The sequence below is a fragment of the Sphingomonas sp. Mn802worker genome (assembly GCF_000382485.1).
Classification (GTDB): domain Bacteria; phylum Pseudomonadota; class Alphaproteobacteria; order Sphingomonadales; family Sphingomonadaceae; genus Sphingomonas.
The window spans coordinates 120,571-144,398 of the sequence record NZ_AORY01000012.1 but is presented as its reverse complement, the minus strand read 5'-3'; the positions used below and the strand labels follow the sequence as shown (position 1 = coordinate 144,398).

The 23,828-nt window shown below is 66.1% G+C and carries 23 protein-coding genes and 2 tRNA genes; 11 read left to right on the top strand and 14 right to left on the bottom strand.

Translation table 11 applies throughout. The features are described from left to right. Positions 1 to 68: 68 nt before the first annotated feature. The 3 genes from SMN802W_RS0110680 to SMN802W_RS0110670 are packed head-to-tail and all read right to left on the bottom strand — an operon-like array spanning position 69 to position 1,266. Positions 69 to 290: a hypothetical protein gene (locus tag SMN802W_RS0110680; RefSeq protein ID WP_019516898.1), complete on the bottom strand. Its 222-nt coding sequence runs from the start codon at positions 288 to 290 to the stop codon at positions 69 to 71. Next, positions 287 to 883, bottom strand: coding sequence for a hypothetical protein (locus SMN802W_RS0110675; protein WP_019516897.1), 597 nt, complete (start codon positions 881 to 883; stop codon positions 287 to 289). The genes SMN802W_RS0110680 and SMN802W_RS0110675 overlap by 4 nt, the downstream gene beginning before the upstream one ends. Further along, complete coding sequence (locus SMN802W_RS0110670) at positions 880 to 1,266, bottom strand: hypothetical protein (RefSeq protein WP_156818832.1); 387 nt, start codon at positions 1,264 to 1,266, stop codon at positions 880 to 882. The genes SMN802W_RS0110675 and SMN802W_RS0110670 overlap by 4 nt, the downstream gene beginning before the upstream one ends. Before the next feature lie 62 nt (positions 1,267 to 1,328). On the opposite strand from SMN802W_RS0110670, the gene SMN802W_RS0110665 reads away from it, so the two are divergent. After that, on the top strand, positions 1,329 to 1,736 hold the full coding sequence (locus SMN802W_RS0110665) for a tyrosine-type recombinase/integrase (RefSeq protein ID WP_019516895.1): 408 nt from the start codon (positions 1,329 to 1,331) through the stop codon (positions 1,734 to 1,736). Positions 1,737 to 1,740: 4 nt separating this feature from the next. On the opposite strand, the gene SMN802W_RS0110660 is transcribed toward SMN802W_RS0110665, so the two are convergent. Then, positions 1,741 to 1,814: transfer RNA gene (locus tag SMN802W_RS0110660), tRNA-Cys, on the bottom strand. Between the two features lie 146 nt (positions 1,815 to 1,960). Between SMN802W_RS0110660 and SMN802W_RS0110655 the strand changes: the two genes are divergently transcribed. From SMN802W_RS0110655 to SMN802W_RS0110635, 5 genes are read left to right on the top strand one after another with little or no spacing between them, the layout of a single operon-like run. Beyond that, on the top strand, positions 1,961 to 2,629 hold the full coding sequence (locus SMN802W_RS0110655; RefSeq protein ID WP_019516894.1) for a protein-L-isoaspartate O-methyltransferase family protein: 669 nt from the start codon (positions 1,961 to 1,963) through the stop codon (positions 2,627 to 2,629). A 10-nt stretch (positions 2,630 to 2,639) separates the two neighbouring features. Next, the gene (locus tag SMN802W_RS0110650) at positions 2,640 to 4,151 is read left to right on the top strand and encodes a TolC family outer membrane protein (RefSeq protein ID WP_019516893.1); all 1,512 of its coding nucleotides are present in this window, start codon (positions 2,640 to 2,642) and stop codon (positions 4,149 to 4,151) included. Between the two features lie 41 nt (positions 4,152 to 4,192). Further along, positions 4,193 to 4,744, top strand: a complete 552-nt coding sequence (locus SMN802W_RS0110645) for a DUF2497 domain-containing protein (protein WP_083925717.1) — start codon at positions 4,193 to 4,195, stop codon at positions 4,742 to 4,744. Between the two features lie 56 nt (positions 4,745 to 4,800). Continuing rightward, the gene (locus SMN802W_RS0110640) at positions 4,801 to 6,843 is read left to right on the top strand and encodes a S9 family peptidase (RefSeq protein ID WP_019516891.1); all 2,043 of its coding nucleotides are present in this window, start codon (positions 4,801 to 4,803) and stop codon (positions 6,841 to 6,843) included. 53 nt (positions 6,844 to 6,896) lie between these two features. Beyond that, positions 6,897 to 9,521, top strand: coding sequence for a valine--tRNA ligase (locus SMN802W_RS0110635; protein WP_019516890.1), 2,625 nt, complete (start codon positions 6,897 to 6,899; stop codon positions 9,519 to 9,521). A 40-nt stretch (positions 9,522 to 9,561) separates the two neighbouring features. On the opposite strand, the gene SMN802W_RS0110630 is transcribed toward SMN802W_RS0110635, so the two are convergent. After that, positions 9,562 to 10,305 carry an SIMPL domain-containing protein gene (locus SMN802W_RS0110630; RefSeq protein WP_019516889.1) on the bottom strand — a complete coding sequence of 248 codons (744 nt, stop codon included), beginning with the start codon at positions 10,303 to 10,305 and terminating at the stop codon, positions 9,562 to 9,564. Between the two features lie 123 nt (positions 10,306 to 10,428). On the opposite strand from SMN802W_RS0110630, the gene SMN802W_RS0110625 reads away from it, so the two are divergent. Then, positions 10,429 to 11,889, top strand: a complete 1,461-nt coding sequence (locus SMN802W_RS0110625) for an MATE family efflux transporter (RefSeq protein WP_019516888.1) — start codon at positions 10,429 to 10,431, stop codon at positions 11,887 to 11,889. Positions 11,890 to 11,900: 11 nt separating this feature from the next. Here SMN802W_RS0110625 and SMN802W_RS0110620 read toward each other — a convergent pair whose 3' ends face one another. After that, entirely contained in the window at positions 11,901 to 12,788 is an 888-nt protein-coding gene (locus SMN802W_RS0110620) for a diacylglycerol/lipid kinase family protein (protein ID WP_019516887.1), read from the bottom strand. 95 nt (positions 12,789 to 12,883) lie between these two features. Here SMN802W_RS0110620 and hemB point away from each other — a divergent pair, with 95 nt between their 5' ends. From hemB to SMN802W_RS0110605, 3 genes are all read left to right on the top strand, one after another. After that, positions 12,884 to 13,876 carry a porphobilinogen synthase gene (gene hemB, locus SMN802W_RS0110615; RefSeq protein WP_026326013.1) on the top strand — a complete coding sequence of 331 codons (993 nt, stop codon included), beginning with the start codon at positions 12,884 to 12,886 and terminating at the stop codon, positions 13,874 to 13,876. Between the two features lie 8 nt (positions 13,877 to 13,884). After that, on the top strand, positions 13,885 to 14,424 hold the full coding sequence (locus tag SMN802W_RS0110610) for a GNAT family N-acetyltransferase (protein WP_037523940.1): 540 nt from the start codon (positions 13,885 to 13,887) through the stop codon (positions 14,422 to 14,424). A 76-nt stretch (positions 14,425 to 14,500) separates the two neighbouring features. Next, the gene (locus SMN802W_RS0110605) at positions 14,501 to 16,699 is read left to right on the top strand and encodes a fused MFS/spermidine synthase (RefSeq protein WP_026326012.1); all 2,199 of its coding nucleotides are present in this window, start codon (positions 14,501 to 14,503) and stop codon (positions 16,697 to 16,699) included. A gap of 4 nt (positions 16,700 to 16,703) precedes the next feature. Here SMN802W_RS0110605 and SMN802W_RS0110600 read toward each other — a convergent pair whose 3' ends face one another. Further along, positions 16,704 to 17,219: a hypothetical protein gene (locus tag SMN802W_RS0110600; RefSeq protein ID WP_156818831.1), complete on the bottom strand. Its 516-nt coding sequence runs from the start codon at positions 17,217 to 17,219 to the stop codon at positions 16,704 to 16,706. 84 nt (positions 17,220 to 17,303) lie between these two features. On the opposite strand from SMN802W_RS0110600, the gene SMN802W_RS0110595 reads away from it, so the two are divergent. Next, positions 17,304 to 17,380: transfer RNA gene (locus SMN802W_RS0110595), tRNA-Arg, on the top strand. Between the two features lie 110 nt (positions 17,381 to 17,490). On the opposite strand, the gene SMN802W_RS0110590 is transcribed toward SMN802W_RS0110595, so the two are convergent. The 7 genes from SMN802W_RS0110590 to SMN802W_RS0110560 form a co-directional block, all read right to left on the bottom strand. Further along, a complete protein-coding gene (locus SMN802W_RS0110590; RefSeq protein WP_026326010.1) occupies positions 17,491 to 17,709 on the bottom strand; it encodes a hypothetical protein in 219 nt (72 codons plus the stop codon). A 65-nt stretch (positions 17,710 to 17,774) separates the two neighbouring features. After that, the gene (locus tag SMN802W_RS0110585) at positions 17,775 to 19,028 is read right to left on the bottom strand and encodes an N-succinylarginine dihydrolase (protein ID WP_019516881.1); all 1,254 of its coding nucleotides are present in this window, start codon (positions 19,026 to 19,028) and stop codon (positions 17,775 to 17,777) included. Positions 19,029 to 19,030: 2 nt separating this feature from the next. Further along, positions 19,031 to 20,047, bottom strand: coding sequence for an arginine N-succinyltransferase (locus SMN802W_RS0110580; RefSeq protein ID WP_019516880.1), 1,017 nt, complete (start codon positions 20,045 to 20,047; stop codon positions 19,031 to 19,033). Continuing rightward, on the bottom strand, positions 20,044 to 21,249 hold the full coding sequence (locus SMN802W_RS0110575) for a hydrolase (protein WP_019516879.1): 1,206 nt from the start codon (positions 21,247 to 21,249) through the stop codon (positions 20,044 to 20,046). The genes SMN802W_RS0110580 and SMN802W_RS0110575 overlap by 4 nt, the downstream gene beginning before the upstream one ends. A gap of 59 nt (positions 21,250 to 21,308) precedes the next feature. After that, a complete protein-coding gene (locus SMN802W_RS0110570; protein WP_037523937.1) occupies positions 21,309 to 22,196 on the bottom strand; it encodes a DUF481 domain-containing protein in 888 nt (295 codons plus the stop codon). 73 nt (positions 22,197 to 22,269) lie between these two features. Then, on the bottom strand, positions 22,270 to 22,749 hold the full coding sequence (locus SMN802W_RS0110565; RefSeq protein WP_019516877.1) for an RNA pyrophosphohydrolase: 480 nt from the start codon (positions 22,747 to 22,749) through the stop codon (positions 22,270 to 22,272). Between the two features lie 64 nt (positions 22,750 to 22,813). After that, the gene (locus SMN802W_RS0110560; RefSeq protein ID WP_019516876.1) at positions 22,814 to 23,824 is read right to left on the bottom strand and encodes an alpha/beta hydrolase; all 1,011 of its coding nucleotides are present in this window, start codon (positions 23,822 to 23,824) and stop codon (positions 22,814 to 22,816) included. Positions 23,825 to 23,828 lie beyond the last annotated feature (4 nt).

Below are 23,828 nucleotides of genomic sequence, written 5' to 3'. Positions count from 1 at the left end.
CGACGCCGCCGTGATCGGACCACATCGCAAACCACGCGGCCGGGTCGAAGCTGGTACGGGTCGCCATATCAGCAGCCCTCCCGCTTGGGCGTGCGGCCATAGAATACCGTGAGGTGCAGGCCGAACCAATCAAGTGAGAAGTAGCGTCCCTCGCCGGATACCTCGTGCTGCACGCTGTCGATGCCGGCGGGGCCGAAGTCGTACCACGGCTCAATCGCCTGCATGGCAGCGTGGACAAGGCAGCGGATGGTGGGAGCGGCCATCGTCGCCCCCTGTTGCTGGTGCGTCATGCCCGCACCTCCGCCTTGCGGCTCTTGGAGGCGTAGCGGGCCAAGTCCTCGTCAACCATCGCCTGCCAGTCTGGGCGGTACTTCTCAGCCCACTCGCGCCTGCCAACCATGCGTTGCTTTGCCGCGGCATCGCACCTGCGGGTTGTAGGCGTCCGCAACGCGTCCTCAATCGCCTGATCCAGTTCGGCTTGCGCGCGTTCGCGTTCCACGTTGGCGGCATCGTGCCGGGTGCCGCCGTCCTGCTTGTCGAGCAAATAGGCCAGCGCCCAACGGCTTGCCGCAAGCTCCTGCGCCTTGGTGGCGACATGGACGCGGTGCTGTGCCTCGGTGAACCACTCTGACCGCGGCGTAACGGGCGTGACGATCAGGCGCAGGTTGTTGCGGGGTAGCTTTCGGTCCATCGTCGCCAGCCGCAACGCGAGCAGATGCGCGTCGCTGTTCGGTGCCGTCTGTGCGAGGTCGTGCGCCTGCTTCTGCCAAATGGCGGCGATCATCGCGTCTTGGTACGTGTGCTTATGCTCGTCCGTGCTGGTGGGGATGGCGATGCCGGGGCGGATCGCGCGGACATTGCCGCGCCGTGCAACGCGGCTCATGCGCGCACCTCACCGGCAAGGCGACGAACGCCAGCCGTTAGCAGCGGCAACAGCACCGCATGGCCCGCGCCGCGTTCCTCCGCGAAGTCGAGGGCTGCGCGCAATTCAACCGCGTTGGTGAACGGATACTCATATACCCGCGTGGCGGCTTCATCGGCTACCCACTCCAACCGGTCGCTCTTGTCGAACGCGGCGTCGTAGCCAGTGACTTTCATCGCCTGTCCAACCTTGCGGTCGCGCCACATAGCGGCGGCAACCAAGCGGCGTTGTGCCTGATAGAACGCGCGTGCATCCTCTGCACCAGCGCCAGCGAACCGGCGCTTGCTGCGCACGTCGCGGCGCGCACTGGCGACGCGGCTGGTCTGGCTGGTCGACCATTCCATAGGGCCGCCGTCGTATTTGCAGACGCCTTGCACCTCCGTGTGCGGGATCGTGTCAGCGCGCAATGGAAAACAAGGATAGGCGTGACGGCTGGGTGTTCCCGACCTTGAACGAGAAGCAGTCGAAGGCGGGACACCGCACAAATATGGCCCGTCCATTCGCCCGCGCCGTCGTTCGGGCACAGCTCGATCCCGACAAGGTGACACCACACACCATGCGCCGCACAGCGATCACCAAACTGGTGCGTGCCGGCGTTGATTTGCCAACGATCCAGAAGATCAGCGGGCATAAGACACTCGCGATGGTGCTGCGCTACGTCCACATGCAATTCGATCACGTGGACGCATCAATCACGGCTCTCGACGCGGTGCTTCCTGGCGCGGTTACACTGGGATTACACACGCCGACTATGCCAAGTGCTTCTGAGGTCGCGACGGTTGTGGCAATTAGCAGCGCAAAATCAGCCGCTTAGCGTTTGGAGGCCCGACCGGGAATCGAACCCGGGTGCAAGGATTTGCAGTCCTCTGCGTCACCACTCCGCCATCGGGCCTCGACGTCGGGAGAGGCGCGCCAATGCGCAGGGCAGCGTTCGCGTGTCAAGCCTTGCAAGAGTTGGCGAGCGGCCGATGGTCCGATACATAGCGTCACTGAAGAAGTGTGTTGTCTTACTATGACAGCCATGGCACAGGAACCGCAATGACCGCGACGACGCTCCATTCCGACCAATTCGAAGCCATGCGCATGGCGATGGTGGCCAGCCAGCTGCGCCCCAGCGGCGTGATCGACACGCGTGTCGTCGCCGCAATCTCGGAGACGCCGCGCGAGCGGTTCGTCCCCGCAGGCATGGAGGCACTCGCTTACCGCGACACGACGATCGACCTGGGCGAGGGCCGGCGTGCGAATACGCCGCTCGCCACCGCGCGGTTGCTGGTGGAGGCGCGGCTGCGCAGCGACGACCGTGTGCTTCTGATTGGCGCAGGGACCGGCTATACCGCCGCAATCATCGCGCAGATCGCTCGAGAGGTGGTGGCAGTGGAGAGCACAGCCGCGCTCGCCGCGGCGGCGCGTGACAATCTGCGCGCTTTCGCCAACGTGTCCGTGGTCGAGGGAGCGCTGGAGCACGGCCACCCGTCAGACGCCCCCTATGACGTGCTGGTGATCGACGGCGCGGTCGAGGCTGTGCCTGCCACGCTTTACACCCAATTGGTCGAGCGCGGGCGCGTGGTGACCGGGCTGGTCGATCGCGGCGTGTCGCGCTTGGCTGCCGGGGCGCGTGATGCCGACGTGATCGGTCTCCTGCCGTTCGCCGACTATGACAGCGTCCGCCTGCCCGGGTTTGCGAAACCGCGTTCCTTCACCTTTTAAGGATCACTTCTTGCGCGCTTCCTTTCTCCTGTTCGGGACGATCCTTGCCGGCACCAGTGTCGCCACTGCGTCGGCCGAGACGCTGCAGGACGCGCTGCTCAAGGCGTACCAGACCAACCCGACGCTGACGGGACAGCGCGCCGGACAGCGCGCGGCGGATCAAAACGTGCCGCTCGCGCGCGCGGCGGGCCGGCCGACAGTCGCGACGTCGGGCGGGTTGAACGAGAATTTTATTCGGGGTGGCAACAGCTTCACCTCACCGGAGCGATCGCTGAACGGCACGATCGGGGTTACCGTGCCGCTGTACCAGGGCGGTGCGGTGCGCAACTCGGTACGCGCGGCGGAAATCCGCGTCGAGGCAGGGCAGTCGACGCTGCGCCAAACCGAGGCTCAACTGTTCACCGCGGTGGTCAGCGCGTACAACAACGTGCTGCGCGACGAAGCGATCGTCGGGCTGAACGCGCAGAACGTGCGCGTGCTGGAAACCAACCTGCGCGCGAGCCGCGACCGGTTCGAGGTCGGCGATCTGACCCGGACCGATGTGGCGCAATCCGAGGCACGTCTCAGCCTCGCGCGTGCGCAATTGCAAACCGCGCAGGCGAATCTGATCACCAGCCGGGAAAGCTATGTTAGCCTGGTCGGCGAAGCGCCCGGCACGCTTGCCGCGCCTCCGGTGCTGCCGCATCTGCCGGCGACGCCCGATGCGGCGGTGGAGGTCGCGTTGAGTGACAATCCGCAGCTGCTCGCGGCGCGACGCAGCCGCGATGCGACCGATTACGACATCAAGGTCGCGCGGGCGAGCCGTCTGCCGCAGGTCGGCGTGACCGTGGGGCAGAACTACTCCAACTATCTCGGCACGCTCGGCTCGGGGCAGGGCTACCAAGGAACGCAGTCGGGCACCTCGACCGCGGCGGGACTGTCGCTTAGCCTGCCGCTGTTTCAGGCGGGTCGCCCGGCGGCGCTGATCCGGCAGGCGCAGGAGCTTCGCTCGCAGGCGATTGAGCAGGCGACGCTCGCCGAGCGGCAGGTGATCGCGCAGACGCGCTCGGCTTACGCGGTATGGCGCTCCTCGCAAGAGGTGATCGCATCGGCCGAGGCGGCGGTCGCGGCGAACAAGCTGAGCCTGGAGGGTGTCCGCGCGGAGAACAGCGTCGGGACGCGCACCATCCTCGACATTCTGAACGCCGAACAGGAATTGCTCAACAGCCAAGTCACGCTCGTGACTGCGCGGCGCGACGCGTATGTTGCGGGCTTTGCGTTGCTCGCCGCGATGGGCGAGGCCGAGGCGCGCGATCTCGGGCTCGAAGGCGGACCGCTCTACGATCCCAGCGTCAATTACGCGCGTTACCGCGGCAGCATATCGGACTTCGACACCGATATCGCGGGTACGACCGCGGCTTCGTCAACGAAGTTGGTGCCGGCACAGAATGCGGTCGTCACGCGTCCGCTCGAGCCGATGTTGCAGAGCGATGTTGACAGAAGCACGCGGTTAACCACAGGTGCGGACACGCGGCGTCCCTGACGGGAGCCGAAGGGCGGGCAAACGGGGTTACGATGGGCGACATGAGCGCGGAGCCTTCGATGGAGGACATTCTTTCCTCGATCAAGCGCATCATCGCGGAAGAGGGCGACGCCGGTACGCCGCGTCAACGCCGCAACGGTCAGGGTCGCGCGGCGCCGCTGCCTATGAGCCGCGACGAAGAGGATGAAGACGAGGTGCTCGAATTGAGCGACCCGATCTCGCCACCGGCTCCGCCTGCGGCAGCAACCCCGACGTTCGACGCACGCCCGGCCGCTGCTCCGACGCGCACGCAGAGCGCGGCTCCGCATGCCGCCGCGATGCAGGCGCCCATGCCCGATCATCACGAGCCGCACACCGCCCACGCTTCGGCCGCCCATGTTTCCGCCGCCACGGTCGAGGCGACCCGCGGCGCGCTCGACTCGCTGTCGCGGCTGCTGGTGAAGCCCGAGCCTGAGAGCGACGGCACGCTGGAGGGGCTGGTGCGCGAAATGCTGCGCCCGATGGTGTCCAGCTGGCTCGACCGCAACCTGCCCGCGATCGTCGAGCAACTGGTCGCGCGCGAGATCGCCAAGATTACCGCCGGGCAGCAGTAACGCCCGGCACCGTTCGCGCGATTGTTTCGCGCGCGACGATCTGCTTAACCGGCCGCATGAAGAGCATCATTGCGGCGACGCTGTTCGCCACCACCGCCGCCCTGTCGATCGCTGCCGCGCCTGCTGCCGCGCGACAATTGACGATCGACGACGTAATCTCGCTGTCGCGGGTCGGCGCACCGACCATGTCGAAAGATGGGCGCTGGCTCGTCTGGGCGCAGCGTGAGGCGGATGTCGCGGCCGATCGGGGCCATTACAACCTGTGGCGGCTTGACCTATCAAGGGCGAGTGCGGCGCCCGAGAAGCTTGCGGCGGACCCTAAGCTCGACGAGAACGATCCGCAGATGGTCGGCGCGACGGTCTATTTCTCTGCCGACGATGCGATCTGGTCGGTCCCGGTCACGGGCGGCACGCCGCGACGGCTGACCAACTTCAAGGGCGGCTTCAACGGCTTCAAGGTAGCACCGACTGGTGATCGCCTGGTCGTCTGGGCCGATCGGAAGCCGGGCGCGCCGAGCCTTGAGCTGCCGATGGTCAAGAAGGACCCGCTCGCCGGATCAGGCCGCACCTACGATCAGTTGTTCGTGCGGCACTGGGACACGTGGGCGGATGGGACGCGCTCGCAGCTGTTCGTGCTTCCGCTGACGAGCGCAGGCGCGCCGGGCAACGGCGTCGCGATCGAAGGGGCTCTGGTCGGCGACACGCCGTCGAAGCCGTTCGGTGGCGGCGAGGAAGTCAGCTGGAGCCCGGACGGTCGCACCGTCTACTTCGCGCTGCGCGAGGCGGGGCGGATTGAACCCTTGTCGACCAACCTCGACATCTTTTCCGCGCCCGCGGACGGCTCTGCGGCACCGACCAACCTGACCGCCGCCAACAAGGCTACCGACACGCAGCCGAGCGTCTCGCCCGATGGGCGCAAGCTCGCCTATCTCGCGATGCGGCGTCCGGGGTTCGAGGCCGATCGCTACGTGCTGACGGTCCGCGACCTTACCACCGGCAACACCGTCTCGCTGACCGAACGCTGGGATCGCTCGATCGGGTCGATCGCCTGGGCGCCCGATTCGCGTAGCCTGTACGTGACCGCGGAGGACACGCAGGAGAACCCGCTGTGGCGCGTCGACGCGGCGAGCGGGCAGGTGACGCGGTTGACGCAGGCGGGCAACGTTTCCGGGGTGGCGGTCGGAGCGGGCGGAGCGGTCGTGTCGATGAACAGCCTGACCTCGCCGGACGATTTCTATCGCATCGCAGGCGGTACGCCGCAGCGACTGACACAGGTAAACGCGGCCAAACTTGCCGGCATCGACATGCCGAGCGTCGACCGCTTCAGCTTCAAGGGCGCGAACAACGACACCGTCTGGGGCTATGCGGTCAAGCCGTCCGGGAGCAGCGGCAAGGTGCCGGTCGCGTTCATGGTGCACGGCGGGCCGCAAGGGTCGAGCAACAACAGCTGGTCCTACCGCTGGAATCCGGCGGTATTCGCCGGCGCAGGCTACGGCCTGGTCGCGGTCGATTTTCACGGCTCTACTGGGTACGGTCAGGCATTCACCGATGCGATCAGCAACAACTGGGGCGGCTGGCCGCTCGAAGACCTGCAGAAGGGCCTCGCCGCTGCAACCGCGAAATACCCGTGGCTCGACGCGAACAATGCCTGCGCGCTCGGCGCATCCTACGGCGGTTACATGATGAACTGGATCGAGGGACGCTGGCCCGACCGGTTCAAGTGCATCGTGCAGCACGATGGCGTATTCGACGCACGCGCGATGGCGTACGAAACCGAGGAGCTGTGGTTCGACGAGTGGGAACACGGCAGCAAGGCGTATTACGAGGATCCGCAGGCGTTCGAGCGTTGGAACCCGGTCAACTACGTCGCCAAGTGGAAGACGCCGCAGCTTGTCATCACGGGCGAGAAGGATTTCCGCATCCCCTATACGCAGGGGATTGCCGCCTTCACCGCGCTACAGCGTCGTGGCATCCCGTCGCGGCTGTTGGTGTTCCCGAACGAGAACCATTGGGTGCTGAAGCCCAAGAACTCGCGGCAATGGTATGGTGAGGTGCTCGGCTGGATGAACCGCTGGACCAAGGGCGGCGCGCAGCGCTGAACACCGCAACTGAAACGTGACTTCGGCGGGGTCGGTTGGCTAAGGGCAGTCGCATGAGCGAACTTCCCCAGAACACGTTGGCCAAGACCTTCGACCCCGCCGCGATCGAGACCCGCTGGTACCGCCATTGGGAAGAGAAGGGCTTGTTCCGGCCCGAGCGGCCGAACGTGGAGCCGTGGACGATCGTCAACCCGCCGCCCAACGTGACCGGCTCGCTCCACATCGGCCACGCGCTCGACAATACGTTACAGGACATTCTCGCCCGCCACGCGCGGTTGAAGGGGAAGGATGCGCTGTGGGTCGTCGGCACCGATCATGCCGGTATCGCGACGCAGATGGTGGTCGAGCGGCAGATGAACGCGGCGGGCGAAAAGCGCACCGACCTGTCGCGCGAGCAGTTCGTCGAGCGGGTGTGGAACTGGAAGGCGGAGAGCGGCGGGCAGATCACGCAGCAGCTGCGCCGGCTCGGTTGCTCGATGGACTGGGCCAACGAGCGGTTCACGATGGACGGGGGCTTCTCAAAGGCCGTGCTCAAGGTCTTTGTCGAGCTCCACCGCGAAGGGCTGCTCTACCGCGACAAGCGGCTGGTCAACTGGGACCCCGGCCTCGGCACCGCGATCAGCGACCTTGAGGTCGAGACGCGCGAAACGCAGGGCAAGTTCTGGCACCTGCGCTATCCTCTCGAGGACGGGATGGGGTTCATTTCGGTCGCGACGACGCGGCCGGAGACGATGCTCGCCGACATGGCGGTCGCGGTTCACCCCGACGACGAGCGTTACCGCGACAAGATCGGCAAGTTCGTCCGCCTGCCGATCACCGGGCGCACGATTCCGATCATCGCCGACGAGCACGCCGACCCAGCGCTGGGATCGGGCGCGGTGAAGATCACGCCCGGCCACGACTTCAACGATTTCGAGGTCGGCCGCAGGGCCGGCATCGAGGCGCGCGACATGCTCAACATGCTTGATGCGCAGGCGCGGATCACCCAGACCGCTGATGGCCTCGTGCCTGATTACCTGCTCGGCATGGACCGGTTCGAGGCGCGGCGCGAGATCGTCGAGGCGTTACAGGCGCAGGAGTATCTGGAACGCGTCGAGGACCGCGTGATCCAGACGCCCTACGGCGATCGCTCGGGTCAGGTGATCGAGCCGTGGCTGACCGACCAATGGTATGTCGACGCGAAGACGCTGGCGCAGCCGGCGATAGAGGCGGTGCGTGATGGCCGTATCAAGATCGTGCCGAAGACGTGGGAGAAGACCTTCTTCAACTGGATGGAGAACATCCAGCCGTGGTGCGTCTCGCGGCAATTGTGGTGGGGGCATCGCATACCGGCGTGGTTCGCTGAGGATGGCGACGTCTATGTCGCCGAAACGCAGGAAGACGCACAGGCACAGGCTGGCGAAGGGGTCGAGCTACGCCAAGACCCCGACGTGCTCGACACGTGGTTCTCCTCCGCGCTGTGGCCGTTTGCGACGCTTGGATGGCCGGAGGGCGGGGATCGCACGCTTGCCGGGCGCTATCCCAATGACGTGCTGATCTCAGGCTTCGACATTCTGTTCTTCTGGGATGCGCGCATGATGATGCAGGGAATGCACTTCATGGGCGATGTGCCGTTCCGCACGCTCTACCTGCACGGCCTCGTCCGTGCGGCGGACGGCGCGAAGATGTCGAAGTCGAAGGGCAATACGGTCGATCCGCTCGGCCTGATCGACAAATATGGCGCTGATGCGCTGCGCTTCTTCATGGCGGCGATGGAAAGCCAGGGTCGCGACATCAAGATGGATGAGAAGCGGGTCGAGGGATATCGCAACTTCGCGACCAAGCTGTGGAACGCCAGCCGCTTCGCGCAAGGGAACGGCATCGGCGGCTCGACCACGCTCGACCCGCCGGTCGCGACCAATGCGGTCAACAAGTGGATCGTGGCGGAGGCGGTCGCGACCGTGCAGGCGGTCGACCTGGCGCTGGCCGACTATCGGTTCGACGCGGCGGCGAACGCGATTTACCAGTTCACCTGGAGCCGGTTCTGCGACTGGTACCTCGAGCTCATCAAGGGCGCGATCGACGACGAGACCAAGGCGGTCGCAGGCTGGGTGCTCGACCAGATCCTGGTGCTGCTCCACCCATTCATGCCGTTCATCACCGAGGAGTTGTGGCATGCGCTGGCGCCCCGCAAGCATGAGTTGATCGTCGCGCACTGGCCGATGGCGGATGCGCGTGCGCTCGAGCCAGCGGCGGGCGCGCAGGTGTCGGGGCTGATCGAGCTGATCGAGGCGGTGCGCGCCGCGCGTGCCGAGCTGAACGTGCCGCCGGGCACGCGGATCGCGCTCCATACCGGCACGAGCACGGTGCCGGTCGAGATCGTGCCCTATGTCGAGCGACTGGCGCGTGTCGCGGTGACGGCGGGCGAGGCGGAGGGAGCGCGTGCGCCGATCCTGTGGGGGGCTGAGACGTTCGCGCTCGCGCTCGAAGGCGTGATCGACCTGGACGCCGAGCGCGCGCGGCTGACCAAGTCGCTCGTCGCGGCGGAGAAGGAGCGCGATGCGCTTGCCAGCCGGCTTGGAAATGCGAGCTTCGTCGAACGCGCCAAGCCGGAGGCGGTCGAAAAGGCCAAGGCCGATCACGCCGAGAAGTCTGCCGATGCGGAGCGGTTCGCGGCGGCGCTCGCCCGGCTTGGTTGATATTGATGGCGGGGCGCTCCGGCACCCCGCCACTTAAGGCTCACGGGATGATCTGGTACGTTACGCGCGCACTCGCCTGCGTCTCGATCGGGCGCGGCGCGACCGCGACGTCGATCGGCGGCGGGGGCGGCGGCGGGGGTGCAGGAGCTGCCAATCGCGACCCCGTCACCATGATCTCGTCCGGCGTGTCACGATCGCCGCTGTCGGAGGCGTAGAGGATCGCGCCGAGTCTCACCTGCGCGCCCTGCGCGATCGCCTCCGCGCGGGTACGCGCGTCCGTCAGCGCCGCTGCCATCGCTCGCCGCTGCGCCGCGCGTGGGTCGGCGAGCAGGAACGATGAAACACGCGGGTTGCGCGCACCCAGTCGACCGACCAACCCCGTGATCGTCCCGACCTTTGCGACTTGCTCGGTCCGCAACTCCAAAGACAGATCGGCGACATAACCGATGATGACGCACGCGCCGGTGTCGAGGCGCGGGGGATCGTAATCGTTGTCGTTGCATTCACGCGCGCGAACGGCGCGGATCGAGACGTTGCCGCCTTTCGGAACCGCGTCGGTAAGCGAGCGCACGCCGCCATCGACCGCGCGGCGTGTGGCATTGAGCTGCGTCAATGCGGCGTCGGAGGTCGGTCCTTCGCCATGAACGGTCCAACTGACGACCGCGAGATCGGGCGGAGTAAACACACTGCCGCTGCCGGTGACGCTGATCTGCGGCGTTGGCGGAGCACCGCTACCGCTTTGTAGCAGCAAGAGCATCGTCAACCAGGATGCGGCAAACGGCATATCGTGTCCCCTTCGCGAACACGCTAGCGCGACTGGGTGACGCTTCCAAGCAGTGGCTGGACGCTGACGCATATTCGCGCCACCGTGCGGAACGGATCGGGTCGGCAAGGGTAGGGCAGCGACATGGACGAAGCCTCTCCCTCAGCCATTCACGGGACGCAACGCGACCTGACGCGCGGGCCGATCGGCGCGACGCTGCTCGCCTTTGCATTGCCGACGCTCGGCTCCAACGTGCTGCAGTCGCTGAATGGATCGATCAACACGATCTGGGTTGGGCGCTTCCTAGGTGAGAATGCGCTCGCCGCGACCAGCAACGCCAACATCATCATGTTCCTGATGTTCGGCATGGTGTTCGGCTTCGGCATGGCAGCGACGATCATCGTCGGTCAGGCATGGGGGCGGCGCGACCACGATGCAGCAAGGCGCGCGTTCGGCTCCGCGATCGGGCTGGTGCTTGCCGGTTCGGTCGTGACGGGCGCGCTCGGCTGGATCTTCGCGCCGCAGATACTGACGCTGCTGGCGACACCCGGCGACGCGTACGGCGAGGCGCTGGCTTACTTGCGCGTGATCTTCCTTGGACTACCAGCGTCGATGCTCCTCGTCCTGATGTTCATGGGGCTGCGCGGCATCGGCGATTCTCTGACGCCATTGTGGTTCATGGGATTGTCGGTGATGCTCGACGCTGGACTTAATCCGGTCTTCATCCTCGGGCTTGGGCCCGCGCCCAAGCTTGGCATCGCAGGGTCGGCGACAGCGACGCTAATTGCCAATGTCGTCGCCTGCGTCGTGCTGATCGGCTACATCTACGCACGTCGTCTGCCGTTGCGGCTGATCGGGGACGAGCTCCGCTACATCCTGCCCGAGCGCGGGCTAATCGGCACGATCGTCGGCAAGGGACTGCCGATCGGTGCACAGATGCTCGTGATCTCCAGTGCCGGGTTGGCGATGGTCGGGCTGGTCAATCGCAACGGGGTCGACACGACGGCCGCCTACGGCATCACGCAGCAGCTGTGGACCTATATCCAGATGCCGGCGATGGCGATCGGTGCGGCGGTGAGCGCAATGGCGGCGCAGAACATCGGCGCGGGACGTTGGGACCGGGTTGGTGCGATCACGCGAAGCGGCGTGCTTTACAATCTGGCGATCACCGGCGCGATCATCGTGGTCGCGTTGCTGTTCGATCGGCCATTGTTGTCGCTGTTCGTGCCCGAAAACTCGTCGGTGCTGGGGATTGCCGAGCACGTCAACCTGGTCTCGACCTGGGGCTTCGTGCTGTTTGGCGTGACGATGGTGCTGTTTGGGGTGGTGCGTGCGAACGGTGCGGTTTGGGGACCGCTCGCGATCCTGTTCATCGCTATGTTTCCGGTGCGGCTGGGTGTCGCGGTGCTGTTGCGCCCGACGCTTGGCGTCGACGCCTTGTGGTGGAGCTTTCCGCTCGGTTCCGCGACGACGTTAGTGCTCGCAGCGCTTTATTATCGCCACGGCGATTGGCGCAAGGGTGCGCTACTCGCGCCCGAGCAGCATTGTGAAGAACGCAGCCATGCCGATGTCGAGCCCGGTGGCGTGATGCGTCCTGCAAGCTGACCCGAACGGGCTCAGCGCGGCACCATCACCTCGATCGCGCCGGCCGCAATGCGTGCCGTAACCGGCGTGTGCGCAAGCACTTCGCCGTCGATCGATATCGGCATGCCCGACGGTTCGGTGTCGATGCGGATGCTCTTGCCTGTAAAGGACACGGTGTGTTCGCGCCGCGCCTCGTGACCGAAGAATGCTGCGGCCCAGTTCTTGACCAGGTTGCGCTTGAACGGACCTTTCACCGCCTGCACGACGATCTCGCCCGAATCGACCTCAGCCCCCTCGACGACATCGGTGCCGCCGTGGAAGGGACCGTTTGAGATACGAACCTCCACCGCTTTGATCCGCGCTGCGTCCGCACCCTCGCCGATGATCAGCGTGAAGGAGTGGAAACGAAAGAATTGCAGCGTCGCCCAGCTGAGGTACCCGACACGTCCGGCGACGCGCTTGAGCAGGTGCGGCACGGTTTCGGCGATCTGCGGGCTGATCCCCATCGCCGCGCAATTGGCGTAATAATCACCATCGATCATGCCAAGATCGATCCGGCGCGGGGTACCGTCGCCAAAAACGCGCACCGCGCCCGCGACGTCGAGCGGGAGCCCGAGCGAGCGGGCGAAGCTGTTGGCAGTGCCGAGCGGCAGAACACCCAGGATCACGTCCTGGCCGACCAGCAGGTCGACCAGCCCGCTGATCGTGCCGTCGCCGCCGCCCAGCACCACGAGGTCGGGCTTTTTCGCCAATGCGCGGTGAACGGTCGCTTCGAGATCTTCCGGGTCCTCGACCGCATGTGCATCGACCGGGAAGGGCAAGGCGCGCATCGCCTCGCACGCTTGCGCAAACAGTTTCTGGCCCCGGCGCGATTTCGCGTTCACGATCAGGGCAGCGGACGTGATGCGCTTTTGTGTCATACCGTGTCGAACGCGTCAGGGTGGGTTTCGCTTCCGTAACGCTCGGGCAAGGTCAAATACTTGCACCCGCCGCGCGCATCGCCGACATGGCGACGATGCATGCTCCTTACCCAGCGCTCCGCCTGCGTCGTACCCGTGCCACCGGTTGGAGCCGCCGACTTCACGCCGAGAACGTGCTGACCGCGGCCGACCTGATCTGGCCCCTGTTCGTGACCGACGGGGACGCGGTCGAGGACCCGATCTCGACGTTGCCCGGGGTCTCGCGCTGGTCGGTAGATCAGGTCGTTGCGCGGGCGAAGGAAGCACGCGATCTCGGCATCACCTGCCTGGCATTGTTTCCCAACACGCAAAAGGAGCGGCGCAGCGACGACGGGGCCGAGGCGCTCAATCCCGACAATCTGATGTGTCGTGCGATCCGCGCGATCAAGCGGACGGTTCCCGATATCGGCGTGCTGACCGACGTCGCGCTCGATCCCTACACCGCGCACGGTCATGACGGGATCGTCGACGATGCCGGATATGTGCTGAACGACCGCACGATCGAGTTGCTGATCGGTCAGTCGCTCAACCAGGCCGAGGCGGGCGCGGATATCATCGCGCCGTCGGACATGATGGACGGCCGCGTCGGGCTGATCCGCGAGGCGCTGGAGGAGGCGGGGCACGTCAACGTCCAGATCATGGCCTATGCCGCCAAATACGCCTCGGCTTTCTATGGCCCGTTCCGCGATGCGGTCGGTAGCCGCGGATTGTTGAAGGGCGACAAGACGACCTACCAGATGAACCCGGCCAACCGCGAGGAGGCATTGCGCGAGGTCGCGCTCGACCTGTCGGAAGGCGCGGACAGCGTGATGGTGAAGCCGGGGCTGCCGTATCTCGACATCGTCCGCGAGGTGAAGGACGCGTTCGCGGTGCCCGTGTTCGCTTATCAGGTGTCGGGCGAATATGCGATGATCGAGGCGGCTGTCGCGGCGGGCGCGGCGGACCGTGACGCGATGGTGCTGGAGACGCTGCTGGCGTTCAAGCGTGCGGGTTGCTCGGGCGTGCTGACCTATCACGCGCTGCACGCCGCGCGTCTGCTGGCGCGCTGACGAGCCGCATGATCCTCACTGAGCGCCTGATCCTGCGACCGCCGCAGCCCGCTGACCGCGCCGCGATTCATGCGATGTGGGCGGACCCGGTCGCGATGGCCGATCTCGGACCGGTAAACACCGCGGAGCAGACCGATGCTGCGCTGGCGCGCCACGCCTCCTACGGTCCAGACCTTGGTTATCGCGCGGTCGTGCGCCGGGTTGATGATGCGGTGGTGGGATTTTGCGGGCTGAAGATCGCCGGTGACGACACGCCCGTCGCGGGGGAACTGGAATGCGGCTGGATGATCGCGCGCGCGCACTGGCGGCGGGGTTATGCGCTGGAGGCGATGGCTGCGCTGCTCGACTGGGGTTGGGCGAACACGGCCGCGCCGCGCATCGTCGCGATCACGGCGCAGCGCAACGCAAAGAGCCGTGGCATGATGGAGCGGCTTGGCATGACGCACCGGCCGGCGCTCGACTTCGTCCATCCCAGGTTCGCATCCGACGATCCACTCGCGCCCGCAGTCATCTACGTGCTGGATCGCCAGCAACCCGCGCTGGGCTAGCTGGAACCATGGTGAGAATGGCTGTCGCTGATCGATCCCACGCGTGTCAGTTGCGCGCCAAGCCAGAGTGGTGCCGATGATCGCCGACGATGCGCGGGGGACACGATGGCTGTTCGTTGCCACCATCCTGACAGGATCGTTCCTGCTCTTTCTGGTGCAACCGATGATCGCGCGGATCGCACTGCCGCGACTGGGTGGTGCGTCGGCGGTGTGGAACTCGGCGATGCTGGTGTACCAGGCGCTGTTGCTAGGTGGATATGCCTATGCGCACCTGCTCGGACGCGTTCGCGCACGCGCGCAGGGGCTGATCCACTTGGGCGTGCTAGTCGCCGCCGCGATCTTCCTGCCGATCGGGCTCGCCGACCGCGTGATGCCTGCAGGTGCCGAGCCGGCGCTCTGGGTGCCGTACCTGTTCATCGTCTCGATCGGGCCATTGTTCTTCGCGGTGTCGGCGCAGGCGCCGTTGATCCAGCGCTGGTTCGCGCTGTCGCAGCCGCAGCAGGACCCGTACGCGCTTTACGCCGCGTCCAATATCGGCAGCTTCGTGGGGCTGCTTGCCTTTCCTCTCGTGGTCGAGCCGCTGCTGCCCGTCACGGCGCAGCGCTGGCTGTGGAGCGCGGGGTATGTTCTGCTCGTAGGCCTTGTCCTTATCTGCGTACGGGCGCTGCCGGAACGACGCGAGCAGGAGGACAGACCCGTCGCCGGACGGACGCGTGCGCCGGACCCGCGGTCTTGGCTGACGTGGATGACGCTCGGCTTCGTGCCGTCGGGGCTGATGCTGGCGACGAGCACCTTCATCAGCACCGATCTGCTCGCGTTGCCGCTGTTGTGGGTCGTGCCGCTGTCGCTCTACCTGCTGAGCTTCTCGGTCGCATTTGCGGCGCGCCGGACCGCAGCCGACGCGATCACGCGCTACGCGCCCATCACTTTGGTCGTGTTCGGCGGCATGTTGATGGGCGGGTTCACGAACACATCGTTGCTGGCGGTGTTCGTCGCGGCGGCCGTGCTCTTCGTCGCGTCTGTCGCGCTGCATACCAAGCTGTATCGCCTGCGTCCGGCGCCCGAGCATTTGACGAGCTTCTATCTCGCGATGTCGACCGGCGGTGCGCTCGGCGGCGTGTTCGCCGGATTGATCGCGCCGATCGTCTTTGATTGGACGTGGGAATATCCGATTTTGCTCGTTGCGACCGGCGCGTTGATGCCGCAGTCGTTTCTGGCGCAACAGATTGCGCGCTTGTGGTTCACGCGTGCCTATCGCCTGATGCTGATCGCGGCGATGGCGGGCATATTGCTGGTCCTGCTGATCCTCAGCGCGCGTGATCTCGGCAGTGCTGTCGAAGGGCGATGGCTGGGTGCGTCGTTTGTCGCGGTTACCGTCTTCGGCATCCTGTCGGTCGGTCGCCGCGCCGCCTATCTGAGCGTCCTCGTCTGCGGGCTGCTGCTGTTCGGTGGTACGCGCTCGCTGGTGCTCTCGCTCGATCCTGGTGCGCGCGTGCGGAGTTACTTCGGCGTCTACACGCTGGCTGAGGGTGCGCGACAGCGAAAGCTGGTGCACGGCACGACCATTCACGGCGTGCAATTGGTCGGCAGTCCGACGCGTGAACGCACACCCACGACCTATTACGTTCCTACGTCGGGGGTCGGGAGGGTGATGACGCTGGCGCCGGCGCTATACGGCGACACGGCACGCATCGGGGTTGTTGGCCTGGGTGCGGGAACGCTTGCCTGTTATCATCGGCCGGGCCAGCGCTGGCGCTTCTACGAAATCGATCCGACGATGGTGCAGATCGCGCGCACCGGTCATTTCACCTTTCTGCGGCGTTGCTCACCCGACGCGCAGATCGTCGTCGGCGACGCGCGTCTCAGCCTGTCGCGCGAGCGTAGTAACACGCTCGACATCCTCGCACTCGACGCCTTCTCCTCGGATGCCGTGCCGATGCACCTGCTGACGCTGGAAGCGTTCGCGGGCTACGGTCGCGTGCTGAGCCCACGCGGCGTGCTCGTGGTGCACGTCTCCAACCGCTACCTCAATCTCGCGCCCGTCGTGGCGGCAGCGGCAAAGGCAGGCGGCTGGCATGCCGCGGTGCTGAACCACACGCCCGATCCGTTCGAGGAGGATGCCACCAAGTCCTCCTGGGTTATGCTGACGCGCGATCGGTCGGTCTATGAGGCGGTCACGCGCCGCGATGCGCACTGGCGGGCACTTCGTCCACGTGTGGGCTTCGCGGCGTGGACGGACGATTACGGGTCGATCCTGCCGCTGCTCCGCCTTTGATCGATCAGGCGGACGCGAGGCTTCCCGCAATCGCGTCGATCCGGCGCGTTTGCGCGGTGCTGGTGTCGCGCGCCGTCTTCAATGCGGCCTCTAACGCCGGATAGGCAGGTTCCAGCGCCTGCGCGCGCATTGATGCCATATCTTCCAGCACACTCAGCGCGTCCTGATGACGGGCACGCAAGGTGTCCAGCTCGGCCAGTGCAGTCTGCGCGTCGAGCCAGGGCTCGCTACCGGCCTTTGCGCCGCGCGCGGCGCGGGCCAGTCGCTCGGCCCGGCTCGCACCGATGTCGAACGCAGCGACGGCGGCTGCTCGCTCGCGCGCATTGTCGGCGAGACGGGCATCGAGCGCCGGGTCGGGTCGCACAGGCGCGGGAGCAGGCGGCGCCGGCTCGGCGAACCCAAGCTTCTCCACCGGCCGAGGGGCGAGCGACGGGTAGGGACCCTCAGGCACGGCGCAGCCCGCAAGAGGAACGAGCGCCGCACAGAGCAGCGGGAGCAGACGGTTGGAGCGATGCGGCATGTGGCCTGCGATAAATTCTTTGCGAAAAGCGCGCAACGCACTTGCGCGATCAGAAAAGCCCTCGTATCAGCGCGCCTCCACAGGGCGCCCGTAGCTCAGCTGGATAGAGCATCAGACTACGAATCTGAGGGTCGGACGTTCGAATCGTTCCGGGCGCGCCACTCTTTCGAACGAAGAGTGGGTGGAAAAACCATCGCAGGATGGACGAAGCCGGGTCAGCAGTGGCCCGGCTTTTTCGTGTTTGTCGAGCCTGGTTGCGTGCTGCAATGGCCTAGTCGTTGATGCCGATCTCGACTGCCTCGATGATCTTCGCGCCGGCCATGAAGACGGCGAGCGTGCACGCGGCGAACAAGACCCAGCCCTGCGTGCCGGGATATTGCGCACGGTAGTGCATGCCGCGCTCGACCGCACCGGTGCCGAGGCCATAGATGACGAGGAACGCCTCGAACTTGGTCTTGATGACGAACAGGCGTGCGATGCGGCTCCACATGCCTGTGTTTACGCAAAAGCCGCGCCAGCCGCCGTTTTCCGCCATTATGGCGGGATCGTTAAAGGTTAATTGTCAATTAACCCGACAAGATCGAGCGCACGCAGCAGCGTTTCGCGTGCCTGCTCGCTCTGCCGAATGAAGGCGGCGTCGCCGATCTGCCCCGGCTCGATCGTCTCTGGCCAATCCTGCGCCACCACGTCGGCGATCCTGTCGAGCCGCGCATCGTCGACGAGGAAGCGTGGATCGATCGTCGTTGGATCGCAGACGACCCGGAGGCGAAGACAGGCGGGGCCGCCGCCGTTCGCCATCGATTCGCGCACATCGACAACCTCGACCCGGCGGATTGCACCGTTGCTCGCGAGATGTTGCTGCAACCACTGCCAGGTGCGCGAGTGATCGCGCACCTCCTGCGGCACGATCAAAGTCTGGTCGCCCGTGGGTGTGCTCACTAGCTGCGCGTTGAACAGGTAGGAGCCGATTGCATCGGACAGGCTGACCGCCGACGCGGGTACCTCGACGATTTCGACCTCGGGTATCATCGCGCGCAATTGCGTGTAGAAGCCGTCAGGGTCCGCGAACGCCTGTTCGTGCGCGAAGAGGGTGCGTTCGTTCGCGACCGCGACGACGTCGTTGTGAAACGCGCCAGCGGCGATCGCCTCGCGCGACTGCTCGACGAACAACGTGCGCGCTGGATCGAGCGCGTGACCACGCGCGACCGCGCGGCTTGCCTCGAGATGCTGACGGGCAGGGAAGGGCCCGCCCGAGACGCCGTAGACGAAGATCTCCACCCCGGCAGCGCCATGCGACGCGCACAGGCGCATGTGGTTGGCAGCGCCCTCGTCACCGAATGGTGACGGCACGGGTGCGTGGACCCGAAAGGCATCGTGCGCAAAGGCGAGGCGCAGTTGCGCCAGCGTTTCGGGCCATTCGTGGCTGCGATGCGGCATGGTGACGAGGTTGGCGACGCTCAGGTGACAGCGTCCATCGGCGCAATCGGGCGCGGGCGACACGGTTGCGGCGTTCGCCGCCCACATTGATGACGCCGACAGCGCGCGCGCCTTCAGGTGCGGCTCGGCTGCGGTATAGTCGGTGTGGAGCGAGGCGAGCCAGCGATGATCCGGCCGGCGATGCGGCAGCAACACGCCCTGCGTCAGACCAAGCGACAGATTCGCACGCATCTTGGCAATGCCTTGCAACGCCGCGGCGCGTGGATGCGCGACCGCACCGGCGTTGCTGGTGGCGGCGAGGTTGCCCGGGCTCAACCCGGCGTAATTGTGCGTCGGGCCAATGATGCCGTCGAAGTTGATCTCGTGCAGCATTGTCACAACCGTCCGACGTGGCTGATCGTCGCATCTTCCGCGATCCCGAGCACGTCGGCACATGATCGCGCCAGCACCACGCCGTCGCCGCATTCGCGCACCGCCCCGTAGGCGCAGCGGAAATCGGCCAGCCGTCCGGTCGCGACCAACGCCTGCTCGCCGCCGTCTCCGTCGATCGCCGCCACCCGAGTTTCCTGAGCGTCACGAATGCTGCGCACCGCATCGGTCCGCGCGGTCATCGTCGGGCCGCCATCGAAGATGTCGACATAATTCTCGAACGCGAAACCCTCGTTCTCGAGCATCCGCATCGCGGCGCGTCCGCTTGGGTGCGGCAGGCCGATCGCGGCGCGTGCGTGCTCCGACAGCATCGCGGTGTAGACCGGATGTTTGGGCATCAGATCGGCGATGAATTGATGGCCGTTGATCGCGTTGAACTCGTCCGCGGCCTGAAAATTCATCCCAAAGAAGCGCCCGGCGAGACCGTCCCAAAACGGCGAGCCGCCCGCTTCGTCGATGATGCCGCGCAGTTCCGCCAGGATGCGGGGCGCGAAGCGGGCGCGGTGGGCGGCGATGAACAGATACCGCGCGCGGGCGAGTAACATGCCCAATCCGCCGGCACGCTCGCCGGGGTGCAGGAACAGGCCGCCGACCTCGCTGGACCCTTCCAGATCGGTGGTGAGCGTCAGCATCTCGGCACGAAACGTCCGGTCGAGTTCGCGGCTATGCTGCGTCAGCGTGCCGATGCGATAACTGTAGAACGGATGCTGCTGCCCCACCATCGTGAACAGCTGACAGGTGCCGCGCACCTCCTTCGTGGCGGTGTTTTCCAGCACCAGCACGAACAGTTCGTCAAGCATCGCTCCACCGTCGCGCGCGAACGCCTCACGACTGCGGGAGAGCTTCGCGGACAATGCCTTGCGGTCGGGCGGCAGGTTGGTGAAACCGCCGCCGGTCAGTTTTGCCATCTCATACAGATGCGGCAGGTCGGCCTCGGTCGCGGCACGGACAACGAACGTCAAAGAAGAGCCCCCTCGGCAATGCGTTTGATGGTCAGCGCGGACAAGGCGGCGCGCTCGGTCAGGCTGTCGACCAGCAGAAATTCGTCGCTCGAGTGGATCGCGCCCCCGCGTACCCCCATCGTGTCGACCACCGGCACACCTGCCGCGGCGATGTTGTTGCCGTCGCACACCCCCCCGGTGTCGCGCCAGGCGACGTTGAGGTCGAGCGTCAATCCTGCGTCCTTCACCAGCGCGAACAGGCGCGCGGCGGCGTGGTCGATCGGCTTGGGCGGGCGGTTGAAGCTGCCGTGCACCTCGACATGGACGTCATGCCGCGTCGCGGCGGCGGCGGTCACGTCCGCGATCAGGCGACGTGCGCGCTCGATCTCGCCAGCGTCGCCTGGCCTGAAGTTGACGCGCAGCACGGCCAAGTCGGGGACGACGTTGTTCGGGCCGCCGCCGTCCACGCGTGCGGGATTGACCGAAAGGCGCGGCGAGCGTGCCTCGTGCAGCCGCAGCGCGATCTCACTCGCCGCAACGATGGCGTTGCGGCCATCCTCCGGGTTACGCCCGGCATGCGCCGCACACCCACGTACGAGGATCGAGAAATTGCCGGTGCCGCCACGCGCGCCCGCCAGCGTCCCATCGGGCAGCGCGGGCTCGTAGGTGAGCGCGGCATGCTTGCCCCGGGCTGCGTCCGCGATCAGCCGCGCAGAGGAGAAGGACCCCGTCTCTTCGTCGGAGTTGATGATCACCTCGTAGCCGAGCGATGGGGTGCCCGCGTCTTCGACAACGCGTAACGCTTCGAGCATGACCGACAGACCGCCCTTCATGTCGGCGACGCCGGGCCCGTTGAGCGTGTTGGCGTCGCGCCACGTCAGCGATTGAAAGGCGTGGCCGGCCGGATAGACGGTGTCCATGTGGCCGGTTAAGAGCATCTGCACCGGTGCCTCGGGCCGCACGGTGAGGCGAAGATGCTGTCCGTGCGCCAGTCGGGTCACGCCGCCGTCTATGCCGACATTCTCCGCCTCGTCGCCGTCGACCAACGAGAGCGATCCCGGCAAGACCGAGAAAGCATCCGCGAGCAGGCCGGCGATCGTCGCAAGCCCGGACAGGTTACGCGTTCCGCTGTTGATCTCGCTCCACGCGCAGGTTCGCGCGAGCATCGCTGTAGCATCCAGCCGATCGATCAACGCGCGATCCGTTTTGTTGCTTTCCGTCACGAGCGGGAGCGTAGCGCGATCAAGTTACAATTGCGACCTTCGCGTCGCGGCCTACCCGGCTAGAAGCTGTAGACCAGCGATGCGCGACTGGTGGTGTCGGTTGAGACGCGGCCTTCGGGCGGTGCGCTTTCGTACTGGACCATGTAGGAGAATTGCGCCGACAGCGGCCCGATCAGCTTGGCAGCAAGCGCGGTGTTGCTGCTGACCGTGCTGTTGAACCGCTCGGCATAGGCGGACGCATTCTGCTTGACCGTGACGCCCGACGAAAGCTTCCAGTTGAGGTCCATGCTGCCGCGCAGCGCGGGGCTACTTTGCAGGCGACCATCGGTGAAGTCGGTGTAGCGGAACGCCGGCCCGAGTTCGATGTCGAGCGTCAACGCTGAAGAACGCAGCGCGTTGTAGCCCGCACCTGACGAGGCCGAGTAGCGCTGGTTATAGCCGAAGAAGCGGTCGGCTTCGAACTGCGCGCTGCCGTACAGGTAAAGCCGATCGTCGATCTTGTAGTTGGGCTCATAGGCGGCGAGGTAATGCTCGCGGCTGGTGACGCCGGCGTTGCGCTGGTAATCGGCCTGCAGGCGCAGCTTGTGCCGCCAGTTCAGGCTCTCGCGTTGCAGGTTGGCGGTGCCGGTGATCCCGGTCACCTGCGTGTTGCCGGTCGAGGCGAAGCCGCCGGCCTCGATCCGCCCGGTCCAGAGCTCGAAGGCGGTGGCCTCGCGCAGCCGTTCGTTGCGTTCGCGCGCGCGCACCTCCTTCCACTCGCTCGCCAGCTTGAGCGATGCGTCGCCCGAGGCCGGATCGGCGACGCGAGCGTATTTGACGATGGTGTTGACCGCATTTTCGTCGCCCGACGCCATGGCAGCGTCGAGCATCGCGCGGATCGTCGGCGGAATAGCCAGCGGGTCGGGCGCGTCGGCGGCGGCGATCGAGAGGAGCAGGGCGACGATCATCGGGTAGGTGACTTTAACCAAAAAGCGCGGTGGCTTGAACGCCACGCGTCCGCGCGTGTCGACGAACCGCCCGTCAGTTCAGATGATCGGCGAAGGCGGCGAGCACCTGCTCGTAGAGCGCGCGCTTGAACGGAACGATCAGCTGCGGCAGGTCAGCGGGCTCGGCCCAGCGCCAGGCGCGAAACTCGGGATGCGCGGTATCGATGCGGATGTCGCTGTCCTCGCCTTCGAAGCGGAACAGGAACCAGCGCTGGCGCTGTCCGCGGTACTTCCCCTTCCACACCTTGCCGACCAGCTCGGGTGGCAGGTCGTAGAACAGCTCGTCACGGGCCTCTGCGACCAGCGACACCTTGTCGGGGGTGACGCCGGTTTCTTCGCCCAGTTCGCGGATCGCAGCCGTGTGCGCGTCCTCACCCGGATCGATCCCGCCCTGCGGCATCTGCCAAGCCTCCAGCGTGCTGTCGATCCGCTGGCCGACGAAGACACGGCCGTCGCGGTTCATCAGCATGACGCCGGCGCACGGACGATAGGGGAGCGTGGAGGGATCGGTCATGACAGCTTCCCTAACAGCCGTTCCGCATCAACTCTACCGCCAGTGCGACGGCGCGGCCATCGGTTCAGCTCTTCGGCTGTGCCGAGCGTTGCGCCTCCGCCTCGGCGACCGCGCTCTTTACCGCTGCCAGATAGCCGGCCACGTCGGTCGCGCTTGAAGGCACCGCCTGTCGCAGCGTGACGAACCCGTGGATGTTGCCACGCGCCTCGCGGAAGGTGACGGGAACGCCCGCCTGGATCAGCGCGGCGGCATAGGCGCGTCCTTGATCGCGGATCGGATCGAGGCTGGCGGTGACGATCACGGCGGGCGGCAAACCGGCGAGCGACCCGCTCATCGGCGAGGCTTTGACGTGATCGGCTTGCGGCGCGTAATGCTCGCCGAACCACATCATGCCGTCGCGGGTCAGCAGGAAACCGTCGGCGAAGTCGTTGAAGGAGGGATATTCCTTCATCATGTCGGCTGCCGGGTAGATCGGCGCCTGTACGATCACCGGCACGTCGGCGGGATGGTTGCGCAGCGCGATGGCGGTGGTGATCGTCAACGTGCCACCCGCGCTATCTCCTGACAACACCAGGGCAGTCGCAATGCGGCCGAGTTCCGCCGGATTGGACGCGACCCAGCGCGCCGCCGCCTCGCAGTCGTCGGGCGCTGCCGGCCATTTCGCCTCGGGCGCAAGGCGATAGTCGACCGATACGACCGGCAGGTCGAGCTGCCGTGCCATTTCCGCGGTGAAGCTCGCGTGCGTGTCGATGTTGCCGATGACGAAGCCGCCGCCGTGGAAGAAGACGACGACCGGCCCCGGCGCACGCGTCTCACGGGGGTCGAACAGACGGGCGGCGATGCTGCCGCCCTCGACCGGGATCGACAGGTCCTTGATCGTCGCCAGCACGCCGACGGGCGGATCGGCGATGTCCTTCATCGCGTGGAACACGGCACGCGCCTCGCCCGGCGTCCGTTCGTGCATCTTTGGACCAGGCACGCTGTTCAGATAGGCGAGGAAGGCGCGTACGTCGGGTCGGACGAACGGTTCGGCTGCGACGGCATCTGCCGGGCGATCGATGATGGTGTCGGTCACGCAA

What these genes read in the sequence shown, in the direction of transcription:
- SMN802W_RS0110655 (WP_019516894.1), top strand. Translation starts at nt 1,961, where the DNA reads ATGACCGCGACGACGCTCCATTCCGACCAATTCGAAGCCATGCGCATG.
- SMN802W_RS0110565 (WP_019516877.1), bottom strand. Translation starts at nt 22,749, where the DNA reads ATGACCGATCCCTCCACGCTCCCCTATCGTCCGTGCGCCGGCGTCATG.
- SMN802W_RS0110605 (WP_026326012.1), top strand. Translation starts at nt 14,501, where the DNA reads ATGATCGCCGACGATGCGCGGGGGACACGATGGCTGTTCGTTGCCACC.
- SMN802W_RS0110645 (WP_083925717.1), top strand. Translation starts at nt 4,193, where the DNA reads ATGAGCGCGGAGCCTTCGATGGAGGACATTCTTTCCTCGATCAAGCGC.
- SMN802W_RS0110670 (WP_156818832.1), bottom strand. Translation starts at nt 1,266, where the DNA reads ATGGAATGGTCGACCAGCCAGACCAGCCGCGTCGCCAGTGCGCGCCGC.
- SMN802W_RS0110640 (WP_019516891.1), top strand. Translation starts at nt 4,801, where the DNA reads ATGAAGAGCATCATTGCGGCGACGCTGTTCGCCACCACCGCCGCCCTG.
- hemB (WP_026326013.1), top strand. Translation starts at nt 12,884, where the DNA reads ATGCATGCTCCTTACCCAGCGCTCCGCCTGCGTCGTACCCGTGCCACC.
- SMN802W_RS0110610 (WP_037523940.1), top strand. Translation starts at nt 13,885, where the DNA reads ATGATCCTCACTGAGCGCCTGATCCTGCGACCGCCGCAGCCCGCTGAC.
- SMN802W_RS0110625 (WP_019516888.1), top strand. Translation starts at nt 10,429, where the DNA reads ATGGACGAAGCCTCTCCCTCAGCCATTCACGGGACGCAACGCGACCTG.
- SMN802W_RS0110635 (WP_019516890.1), top strand. Translation starts at nt 6,897, where the DNA reads ATGAGCGAACTTCCCCAGAACACGTTGGCCAAGACCTTCGACCCCGCC.
- SMN802W_RS0110590 (WP_026326010.1), bottom strand. Translation starts at nt 17,709, where the DNA reads ATGTGGAGCCGCATCGCACGCCTGTTCGTCATCAAGACCAAGTTCGAG.
- SMN802W_RS0110620 (WP_019516887.1), bottom strand. Translation starts at nt 12,788, where the DNA reads ATGACACAAAAGCGCATCACGTCCGCTGCCCTGATCGTGAACGCGAAA.
- SMN802W_RS0110600 (WP_156818831.1), bottom strand. Translation starts at nt 17,219, where the DNA reads ATGCCGCATCGCTCCAACCGTCTGCTCCCGCTGCTCTGTGCGGCGCTC.
- SMN802W_RS0110585 (WP_019516881.1), bottom strand. Translation starts at nt 19,028, where the DNA reads ATGCTGCACGAGATCAACTTCGACGGCATCATTGGCCCGACGCACAAT.
- SMN802W_RS0110675 (WP_019516897.1), bottom strand. Translation starts at nt 883, where the DNA reads ATGAGCCGCGTTGCACGGCGCGGCAATGTCCGCGCGATCCGCCCCGGC.
- SMN802W_RS0110665 (WP_019516895.1), top strand. Translation starts at nt 1,329, where the DNA reads ATGGAAAACAAGGATAGGCGTGACGGCTGGGTGTTCCCGACCTTGAAC.
- SMN802W_RS0110630 (WP_019516889.1), bottom strand. Translation starts at nt 10,305, where the DNA reads ATGCCGTTTGCCGCATCCTGGTTGACGATGCTCTTGCTGCTACAAAGC.
- SMN802W_RS0110680 (WP_019516898.1), bottom strand. Translation starts at nt 290, where the DNA reads ATGACGCACCAGCAACAGGGGGCGACGATGGCCGCTCCCACCATCCGC.
- SMN802W_RS0110570 (WP_037523937.1), bottom strand. Translation starts at nt 22,196, where the DNA reads ATGATCGTCGCCCTGCTCCTCTCGATCGCCGCCGCCGACGCGCCCGAC.